The 8,948-nt window shown below is 62.5% G+C and carries 14 protein-coding genes; 11 read left to right on the top strand and 3 right to left on the bottom strand.

What is annotated here, in order from left to right:
- The first annotated feature begins 63 nt into the window (after positions 1-63).
- Positions 64-468: a c-type cytochrome gene (locus ABIB57_RS20245; RefSeq protein WP_354043054.1), complete on the top strand. Its 405-nt coding sequence runs from the start codon at positions 64-66 to the stop codon at positions 466-468.
- Here the strand turns inward: ABIB57_RS20245 and ABIB57_RS20250 are convergent.
- Together ABIB57_RS20250 and ABIB57_RS20255 are read right to left on the bottom strand one after the other, a co-directional pair.
- A complete protein-coding gene (locus ABIB57_RS20250) occupies positions 465-1,247 on the bottom strand; it encodes a GGDEF domain-containing protein (protein WP_354043055.1) in 783 nt (260 codons plus the stop codon). The genes ABIB57_RS20245 and ABIB57_RS20250 overlap by 4 nt on opposite strands.
- Before the next feature lie 120 nt (positions 1,248-1,367).
- Positions 1,368-2,123 carry a GGDEF domain-containing protein gene (locus ABIB57_RS20255; protein WP_354043056.1) on the bottom strand — a complete coding sequence of 252 codons (756 nt, stop codon included), beginning with the start codon at positions 2,121-2,123 and terminating at the stop codon, positions 1,368-1,370.
- Positions 2,124-2,288: 165 nt separating this feature from the next.
- Between ABIB57_RS20255 and ruvC the strand changes: the two genes are divergently transcribed.
- The 9 genes from ruvC to ABIB57_RS20300 are packed head-to-tail and all read left to right on the top strand — an operon-like array spanning position 2,289 to position 7,392.
- Positions 2,289-2,795: a crossover junction endodeoxyribonuclease RuvC gene (gene ruvC, locus ABIB57_RS20260; protein ID WP_354043057.1), complete on the top strand. Its 507-nt coding sequence runs from the start codon at positions 2,289-2,291 to the stop codon at positions 2,793-2,795.
- Complete coding sequence (gene ruvA / locus ABIB57_RS20265) at positions 2,792-3,409, top strand: Holliday junction branch migration protein RuvA (RefSeq protein ID WP_354043058.1); 618 nt, start codon at positions 2,792-2,794, stop codon at positions 3,407-3,409. The genes ruvC and ruvA overlap by 4 nt, the downstream gene beginning before the upstream one ends.
- Before the next feature lie 2 nt (positions 3,410-3,411).
- Positions 3,412-3,963: a hypothetical protein gene (locus ABIB57_RS20270; RefSeq protein ID WP_354043059.1), complete on the top strand. Its 552-nt coding sequence runs from the start codon at positions 3,412-3,414 to the stop codon at positions 3,961-3,963.
- Positions 3,964-3,979: 16 nt separating this feature from the next.
- On the top strand, positions 3,980-4,318 hold the full coding sequence (locus ABIB57_RS20275; protein ID WP_354043060.1) for a hypothetical protein: 339 nt from the start codon (positions 3,980-3,982) through the stop codon (positions 4,316-4,318).
- Positions 4,315-5,352 carry a Holliday junction branch migration DNA helicase RuvB gene (ruvB, locus tag ABIB57_RS20280; RefSeq protein ID WP_354043061.1) on the top strand — a complete coding sequence of 346 codons (1,038 nt, stop codon included), beginning with the start codon at positions 4,315-4,317 and terminating at the stop codon, positions 5,350-5,352. The genes ABIB57_RS20275 and ruvB overlap by 4 nt, the downstream gene beginning before the upstream one ends.
- An 8-nt stretch (positions 5,353-5,360) precedes the next feature.
- Positions 5,361-5,846: an NUDIX hydrolase gene (locus ABIB57_RS20285; RefSeq protein ID WP_354043062.1), complete on the top strand. Its 486-nt coding sequence runs from the start codon at positions 5,361-5,363 to the stop codon at positions 5,844-5,846.
- Positions 5,843-6,346, top strand: coding sequence for an NUDIX hydrolase (locus ABIB57_RS20290; RefSeq protein WP_354043063.1), 504 nt, complete (start codon positions 5,843-5,845; stop codon positions 6,344-6,346). Before ABIB57_RS20285 ends, ABIB57_RS20290 begins: the two co-directional genes overlap by 4 nt.
- Positions 6,343-6,753, top strand: a complete 411-nt coding sequence (locus ABIB57_RS20295) for a YbgC/FadM family acyl-CoA thioesterase (RefSeq protein ID WP_354043064.1) — start codon at positions 6,343-6,345, stop codon at positions 6,751-6,753. The genes ABIB57_RS20290 and ABIB57_RS20295 overlap by 4 nt, the downstream gene beginning before the upstream one ends.
- A gap of 30 nt (positions 6,754-6,783) precedes the next feature.
- Positions 6,784-7,392: a 5'-methylthioadenosine/S-adenosylhomocysteine nucleosidase gene (locus ABIB57_RS20300; protein WP_354043065.1), complete on the top strand. Its 609-nt coding sequence runs from the start codon at positions 6,784-6,786 to the stop codon at positions 7,390-7,392.
- 81 nt (positions 7,393-7,473) lie between these two features.
- On the opposite strand, the gene ABIB57_RS20305 is transcribed toward ABIB57_RS20300, so the two are convergent.
- A complete protein-coding gene (locus tag ABIB57_RS20305; protein WP_354043066.1) occupies positions 7,474-7,917 on the bottom strand; it encodes a CHRD domain-containing protein in 444 nt (147 codons plus the stop codon).
- Between the two features lie 320 nt (positions 7,918-8,237).
- Between ABIB57_RS20305 and tolQ the strand changes: the two genes are divergently transcribed.
- Positions 8,238-8,948, top strand: coding sequence for a protein TolQ (gene tolQ / locus ABIB57_RS20310; RefSeq protein WP_354043067.1), 711 nt, complete (start codon positions 8,238-8,240; stop codon positions 8,946-8,948).

Here is an 8,948-nt window from a genome sequence, read left to right on the forward strand (position 1 = left end):
TCGGCCGCCTTTGCGAGCCTCTGAAAAGTCCGTATCATCCTGGCGTCAAACAGGAGGGCGGACATGCTCAAGCTTGGAATGACGATTGGCCTGCTGCTGGTTGGGACGACGACGGCTTTTGCGCAGGGTGATGTGGCGGCCGGCGAAGCGCTGTTCGGGCAGCGCTGCCAAGTGTGTCACCTTATCGGCGAGGGCGCGACCAACAAGCTGGGGCCGCAGCTCAACGGCATCGTGGGCGCACCGGTCGCCCGCCTGCCGGGCTATTCCTATTCGCCCACGTTGATCAGGGCCAATGAGGCGGGCAGGATCTGGACGGTGACGGATTTGCGTCGCTACATGTTCCTGCCCAAAAAGCAGTTCCCCGGCACCAGCATGACTTTTGGTGGACAACGCGATCCGGTGCAGTTGAGCGATCTGGTGGCGTATCTGCAGTCCTTCGCCGCCGATGGGACGCGGATCGCGCCTTAGCTGGCCTTGCTGAGCGCGATATCGGGATAGTCGGTGGCGTGCACGATGGTGACGCGGTTGCGGCCGGCTTCCTTGGCGTTGTAGAGGCGCTGATCGGCGATCCGGAACAGATCCGAGAAGCTGGCGCCGCCCTCAAAGACCGCCCCCCCAATGCTCACCGACAGCTGCCGCGCCCGGCCATCGGGTGAAAATATCGCCAGATTGACCGAGCGCCTTATGCGTTCGGCGCTGATCTCGGCGCCATGGTGGTCGACGCCAGGCAGGTAGACGCCGAATTCCTCCCCGCCCATGCGCCCCACCAGTTCGCCGGCCTGCAAGGTCGAGCGGATGGCGCGGGCGATGATGGTCAGGGCCTCGTCGCCGGCATCGTGGCCGAACAGGTCGTTGATGGCCTTGAAATTGTCGGCGTCGATCATCAGCAGGGTGCCGCTGGGCGGCGGATCGGTGCGACCGAGCAGCGTCGTGACCTTGGCGGTGAAGGCGCCCCGGTTGAGGCAGGACGTCAGGCTATCGGTGCGGGCGACCAGTCCCAGGCGCAGATTGCTCATGGCGAGCCCCCGCAGCCGCATGCTCATATAGAAGAACAATGGCACGCCCAGCAGCACCGGCAGGACCGTCGCGCTCAGGATCGAGCGCCACTGGGCCCGCGCGCCGAGGTCGTCGAACATCACGGTATTGAAGGCGACCGAGACCAGTACGCAGCCCAGGGTTCCGAACAGGGTCCACCGGGCGACGCTCGACCAGCCATGCAAGCCTTTGCGGGATCTGGAAGGGGCCATGGAAAATCTCTCTGCATAAGCAATGATCCAATGTCCGGGCGCTGAGGAGAGCGCCCGGATCAAAAATGGTATGGTGTTCGTCGGTTCAGGCCGCTTGCCGTTTCCAAACGGGCGCTGCAATCAGGCGGCCTGCATCAGGTCGACGCAATCACGGCGGTGGCTCTTGGCCTGGTAGAGGCGCTGATCGGCAAGGCGGTAAAGGTCGTTGAAATCGGCACGTCGGGCAAAAGTGGCGCCGCCGATGCTGACCGACAGGGGCCAGGGCGTGCCATGCGGCGAAAACTGCGCGGTGGCGACCGCATGGCGAATGCGTTCGGCCACCTGGTCGGCGGTTTGCGGATCGGCGCCAGTGAGGTAGACGCCGAACTCTTCGCCACCCATGCGCCCCACCAGATCGGCGACGCCCACGCTGTCGCGGATCGCGTTGGCCATCAGCTTGAGCGCAATATCGCCCTGTTGATGGCCGAACCGGTCATTGACCTGCTTGAAAGCGTCGGCATCGATGATCAGCAGGGCCCCGCCATCGCGGGTCGAGGCGACCGCGCGCCGCGTCAGATCGGCCAGCACCCGCGTCGTGAAGGCGCCGCGGTTGAGGCAGGCGGTCAGCCAGTCGGTGCTAGCGAGCAGTTCGAGCTGCCGGTTGGCGTGGCGCAATTGTTCGTGCCGCAGCGTCAGGTAAAACAGCATCGGCCCGCCCAGAACCAGCGGCATGAGCACGGCGACCATCAGGCCCGGCACGTTGAGGCCGGCGGAAAACACTTCCATGAAAATATTGGTCAGTATGATCGAAACCGCGATGGAGGCGGCCAGGGTTAATCCGGCGTTCCGCCAGATGCGGTTCCAGGCCCGCGGCGGCAGTGTGGCGCTTGCGCTCATCGGTTTACTTTCATGCATTCCCGTGCCGAACACTATGGACGGGTCTTGAAGAAGGTATTGGCAAGACGGCTGCAATTTTATCGATCACCGGTTTTCCACCGCGCCTGTTGCCGTTTTGTTCACTTTGGGGTTGGTAGAGTGATCGCGCCTCTTTAAAGGTGGGTCATGAGCAAAGCTGTGCGAATCATCGGTATCGATCCCGGCCTGCGCCGATGCGGCTGGGGCGTCATCGAATCGGAAGGTAACAGGCTCGTGTTCGTGGCCTGCGGGACGCTGACCCCACCGACGGACGGCGCACTGGCCGACCGGCTTGCCGTGCTGTTCGCGGGCGTCAACGAGCTGCTTGACCGGTTCGCTCCCGACGAGGCGGCGGTCGAGGAAACCTTCGTCAATGCGGGGCCGCGCTCGGCGCTGATCCTGGGGCAGGCGCGGGGCGTGGTGTTGATGACGCCGGCGGCGCGCGGCGTGCCGGTGGCCGAATATGCGGCGAACCTGGTCAAGAAATCCGTGGTCGGCACCGGCCACGCGCAAAAGGGACAGGTCGGGCTGATGGTCAAGACCTTGATGCCGGCGGCCGATTTCAAGGGTGAGGACGCGGCGGATGCGCTGGCGATCGCCATTTGCCACGCCCATCACCGGGTGGCGGCGCAACGCTTGAAGGCAATCGCATGATCGGCAAGCTCAAGGGCATGGTCGACAGTTTCGCCGATGACAGCGTGCTGATCGATTGCGGCGGGGTCTGCTATGAAACCTTCTGCTCGTCGCGCACGCTGCAGGCCCTGCCGCGTGTCGGCGAGGCTGCGGTGGTGTTCATTGAAACCATCGTGCGCGAGGACATGATCCGGCTCTACGGATTTTCCAGCGAGGCGGAAAAAGCCTGGTTCAACCTGCTGATGACCGTGCAGGGGGTAGGCGCGCGCGTGGCGCTGGCGATCCTTTCGGCGCTGTCGCCCTCGGAAATCTCCAGTGCCATTGCCTTGCAGGACAAGGCGATGATGGGCCGCGCCAGCGGCGTCGGGCCCAAGCTGGCCATCCGGCTGGTGACCGAACTCAAGGGCAAGGTGCCCTCCACGGGCGTGATCGATGCTGGTGTACTCGGCCTGCAATCCGCATTGGGCGAAGGCCTGGCATCGAGTGCCATCACCGACGCCGTCTCCGCCCTCACCAATCTCGGCTACTCCAGCGCCCAGGCCTCGGCGGCCTTGGCGCGGATTGTGGCGCGCGAGGGCGATGATACGCCAACCGAGAAGTTGATCCGGTTAGGGCTGCGGGAGTTGAGTAGCTAGCGATGGTAAAAGAGTATTTTTTGGCGGTACTCTATCGAATTTTGCTGTGTTGGGTCTGCTTGGCAGCTTTGGCGCTCTTTATATCCATCGTAGACGTTATCGCCCTCAATCTGGCGTTCAGTGGCACGATCAATATCGATGCTTCTATTGTTATTTATTCTTCTTATTTTCTAGCAATGTTATTAGCGGCGATAATTATTCCTATAATCTGGGCAATAGTGGATGCGGTATGCTGTGTATTATGCGGAACCGATCGCGTCGGTCCGCGATATGTGGTTGCGTTTTTACTCGGGTTGATGGGCGGGGTCACGATGTACCTCGGCCTCACCGAGCAATATCCGGCGCTGTTTCTCACGTCGTGGCTTTACGTGCCCGTTATGGGGTATTTGTGGGAATGGTACGCTGATGGGCTGGTTGGCACCGAGCGATTTTCGGCAGGCGGGGGCGTTACCTACGTGGCGTATGGGATTGCGTATTTAGTTTGCGTAAGCGGTGCTTTTGCGCCTGTTCTGGCCACGTACGTTGATAGGCGAAGGATCAAATCTTCACTATGAACAGGATGCTCTTTTTATGACAAACATAGTCGAACACCTTAAGACGCTAAACCTTCCAAAGGTACAGCCGCCGACAATTCCTGCGCTTGTTGTGGAAGCAGCGGGGCGTCTCGGGCTGACGTTGACGCTGACCTGTCCGTCGGTCCCAGAGCAATACGAGGTTCGTAGGCTCGGCGCTCCCTCCGGTTATATCAGGGCTCGCCATGGTGGAATGTCGGTGAACTATCCCGATGCCGGTGGCGAAGACCTCTACAATGGGTCGGTTGACGGCTTCGGCGGGTTCACTAATCACGAGCGGGAAGCAAAGTTGCTTTTTGCCTTGGCGCTAATTGCTGCGCGGATGCTCCAGGAATGAGCCTGACCTCCCCCGCTGCCGGTCGCGATGATCTGCTGGATGTGTCCCTGCGCCCGACAGGGTTTTCCGAGTTCGTCGGGCAGGCGGCGGCGCGGGCTAATCTGGAAGTGTTCATCGAGGCGGCCAAACGGCGCGGGACGGCGTTGGACCATGTGCTGTTCGTTGGGCCGCCGGGCCTGGGCAAGACCACCTTGGCGCAGATCATTTCGCGCGAATTGGGCGTGGGGTTTCGGGCGACTTCGGGCCCGGTGATCGCCAAGGCGGGGGATTTGGCGGCGCTGCTGACCAATCTGGAAGACCGCGATGTGCTGTTTATCGACGAAATACACCGGCTCAGTCCGGCGATCGAGGAAATTCTCTATCCGGCAATGGAGGACTATCAGCTCGACCTGATCATCGGCGAGGGCCCGGCCGCGCGCTCGGTGCGGATCGATCTGGCAAAATTCACCCTGGTGGGGGCAACGACTCGCGCCGGGCTGCTGACCACGCCGCTCCGGGATCGCTTCGGCATTCCGGTGCGGCTCAATTTCTATACGCCCGAAGAACTAGTGCTGATCGTGCAGCGCGGGGCGCGGCTGTTGGGCATGCCGATGGCGCCCGATGGGGCGATGGAGATCGCGCGGCGTTCGCGCGGTACGCCGCGAATTGCGGGGCGGTTGCTGCGGCGGGTGACGGATTTTGCGTTGGTTGACGGTTCGGGTGAGATCACCCGCGCCATCGCCGACAAGGCGCTGTTGCGGTTGGATGTGGATGCGCGGGGGCTCGACCAGCTCGACCGGCGCTATCTGGCCACCATTGCCGAGTTCTACAATGGCGGCCCGGTAGGCATCGAAACCATCGCGGCGGCGCTGAGCGAGCCGCGTGATGCGATCGAGGAAATCGTCGAGCCGTATCTGCTGCAACAGGGTTTCATCCAGCGCACCTCGCGCGGTCGCATGCTGACGGGGGCGGCGTTCCAGCATCTGGGCATGGGCGTGCCGCCAGGTTTTGTGGGCATCCAGGCCAGCCTGTTCGAGGAGCCAGAGGCGGAATGAGCCGGCATATGATCAGTTTCCCCATCGATGGGCAGCGGTTCAACTATCGCGTCGCCGCGGTGATCATCATCGATGGTCACGTGCTGATCTGCGACGAGGACGATGATGGCTATGCCATGCTGCCGGGCGGGCGGGTTGAGTTGGGCGAGCCAAGCGCCCTGTCGCTCAAGCGCGAGATCGCCGAGGAAACGGGGCTGATCGGAGAAGTCGGTCCCTTGCTGATGACCTCGGAGAGTTTCTACCGGCGTGAAGGCGAGGATTTCCACGAACTGGGATTTTTTTATTCCGCCAAGCTGCCAGATATGGCGCGGCCCGACGGCACGAGCCCCTGGCTGATCACGCATGACGAAGGCCACGAGCACAGGTTCCACTGGATCGCACTCGATGGACCGGGGCTTGAGCCGATGAACCTGTTGCCGCGCTGGCTGCCCGAGGCGCTGCGCGACCTGGGTCAGGGCCTGCGCCATGTTCTGCACGACGAGCGCCAGGGGTGACTGAGCCCGATCGCACCATGCTGGCCTTCAGCCTGCGGCCGGACCGCCGGTTCCAGATGCGCGCCGTGGCGATCATCCGGCGCGACGGTTATTTGCTGATCCATCGCGGCACGCATGAGACGTTCTGGTCGCTGCCTGGCGGTCGCCTCGAATTCGGCGAGACCGCTGCCGAAACGCTGGAACGCGAGATTGTGGAGGAACTCGGCTGTACCTCAAAGATCAGCGCGCTGCGTTATCTCGTCGAGAACTTCTTCACCTATAACGGCGAGGCCTGTCACGAGATCGGTTGGTATTACGAAGCCGAACTGAGTAGCGCTTTCCCGTTCGTTACCGACGATATCTGCCATCGTGCCACGGACGGGGCGTTCTGCCTCGAATTCCGTTGGGTGAAGTGCGATGTCGAGAGCTTCGGCGTCTATCCGCTTCTGCCGCCCATGCTCCCGAGCCAGCTTCTGGATCCCAGCCCCGGCTTCCGGCATATCGTGGAGCGGCAATCGTGACCCATCGCTTCCCGGTCCGCATCTATTATGAAGACACCGATTTTTCGGGCAATGTCTATCACGCCGCCTATCTCAAGTTTTTCGAGCGTGGGCGCACGGAATTTCTGCGCGATCTGGGCATCCATCATTTCGAACTGGCCAAGGACGGCATCGCCTTCGCGGTCCGCTCGATGGCGATCGATTTCGATGGCGCGGCCCATATCGATGATCTGTTGAGCGTTATCACGCGCGTCGAAGCCATGACGGGTGCGCGGCTGACGCTGATGCAGAGCATCGAGCGCGACGGGGTGATCCTCACGCGGGCCAAGGTGGTGGTCGTTGCCATCAAGACCACTGGCGGGGTGGCGCGGCTGCCCAGGGCGCTGCTGGACCGGCTTGCGGCAGACGGCCGAACCACTGCATCGTGACCAGACGTTGACCGTTGGTCAGGATCGCAAATGAACATTCTCTACGTCATGGCCGCGACGGCCGAATATGGCCCCTATTTGAGTGACCGGATCAAGCCGCTGCTCTGCGGCGTCGGGCCGGTGGAAGCGGCGGTTGCGGTGACGCATGCCCTGGCTGTCGCCGAGGCCGCCGGTAACCTGCCCGACCTCGTGGTGTCCCTGGGATCGGCCGGATCGCGCAGGCTTGAACAAGGCGAGATCTTCCAGGCGACGACCGTGAGCTATCGCGACATGGATGCGTCGCCGATCGGTTTTGCCAAAGGCGAGACGCCGTTTCTCGACCTGCCCATAATCCTGCCCGTTGGGCCGCTTGTACCCGGCCTGCGGCAAGCCAGCCTCTCCACCGGCGCCGATATTGTATCGGGGGCGGCCTACGAGGCTATCGACGCCGACATGGTGGATATGGAAACTTTTGCCGTGTTGCGGGCCTGCCAGCGCTTCGTCGTGCCGCTGGTGGCGGTCCGCGGGATTTCGGATGGGGCGAGCGACCTCAGCCATATTGGCGACTGGACGGCCTATCTGCATGTCATTGATGAGCGGCTGGCGGGGGTGGTGGATACGATAGAAGCGTGGGCCGCCGCAGGTGGGCTGGCGGCCTAGCTTTCGCGGGAGCAAGTGCCGGAAGATGCGGGCTGGCGGCGGGGCAGAAGCAAAAAGGGGCCGCGTGCGACCCCTGATTGGCTACATGGCGCCAGCGGGCATCACCTGGCCACGGATTTCTCCATCGGGGAACTTGGCGGTGTGGACGTTGAAATACCACATGCCGGCCTGCAATTGCTTGGCCTGCTCATCGGTCAGCGTCGCCGTGCCCTTGATCGGACTGGCCAGCGAGCCCTGAATGGGAACCGACGGTTTGGCCGTCGCCCCGACTTCGGCCGGGCCATGGAAGTGGGCAGCGGTGGCGTCCCCGGTCAGCCCCTCATAGGTGGCAGTCCAGGCAAATGCCTTGCTGTCGGTGTCGAATGTCGCTTCGACCATGCCGGTGCCGGCAGAGTCGGTGGGCGGCACTTCGGACGGGCCGTTCAGTTCGGCCGTCATGTTGATGACTTCGGCATAGGCCGGGGCGGCGGCAAAGAGCGTGCCGGCGGCCAGCAGCGCGGCCATGGATGCGATACGGATGGTCATGAAATCCTCCTCGTTGCGCGCAATCTGTGTTGCACGATACCGAACGGAGCGGCCGAGGCGCGGTTCCGTCACGAATTGATGCGTTCCGGGCCCCAGCTGTGTTCCGCTTGCATGGCGCACATGCCGGCGCTCACGTTGCCGTCAGGGGACAGGCTTTGTTAACCAATCCTTGACCATAATTGCGGCAAAGGGACTGTCCTATGGTGCCGGGCTCCGCAAAGGCCGGGAAGCCATGGCATTTCTCTTAAATTTGACAAATTCCGACCCCATGGGCTGTGCCTGAAGGTCGGGCTCTGTAAGCCGGCCGAAAGGATCACTCCATGGACGCAGCGACAGCGGTGGGAGCGGCAGCTCCGCACATCGATTTTTCGATCTGGGGGCTATTTTGGGCCGCCGACTGGATCGTCAAACTGGTGATGCTGGGCCTGCTTGGCGCATCGATCTGGTGCTGGGCCATCATCATCGACAAATCCCTCTATTATCGCCGCGCCGCCGGCGAGATGAACCGCTTCGAGCGCGTGTTCTGGTCGGGGCAGTCGCTGGAAGAGCTCTATCAGCAGCAATCCGAGAAGGCGACCGGCGGGCTGGGCGCGGTCTTCGTGGCCGCGATGAAGGAATGGAAGCGCAGCCACGAGCAGAATGCGTCCTCGTTCGTAGGCATGCAGCAGCGCCTCGACAAGGTGCTGGACGTGGCGATTGCCCGCGAAAGCGAGACGCTGGAAAAACGCCTGGGCTTTCTGGCCACCGTGGGTTCGGCTGGCCCGTTCATCGGGCTGTTCGGCACGGTGTGGGGCATCATGAATGCCTTTACGGCTATTGCGGCATCGTCCTCCACCAATCTGGCGGTGGTTGCTGCGCCGATTGCCGAGGCGCTGTTCGCCACGGCCATCGGTCTCGTTGCAGCCATTCCGGCGGTTATCGCCTATAACAAATTGTCGTCCGATGCCGGCAAGATGATCGGGCGGCTCGAAGGCTTTGCCGACGAGTTCTCGACCATCCTCAGCCGCCAACTCGAAGCCCGGGGCAAGTAG

The organism is Devosia sp. UYZn731 (assembly GCF_040546795.1).
In the GTDB taxonomy this organism is placed as follows: domain Bacteria; phylum Pseudomonadota; class Alphaproteobacteria; order Rhizobiales; family Devosiaceae; genus Devosia.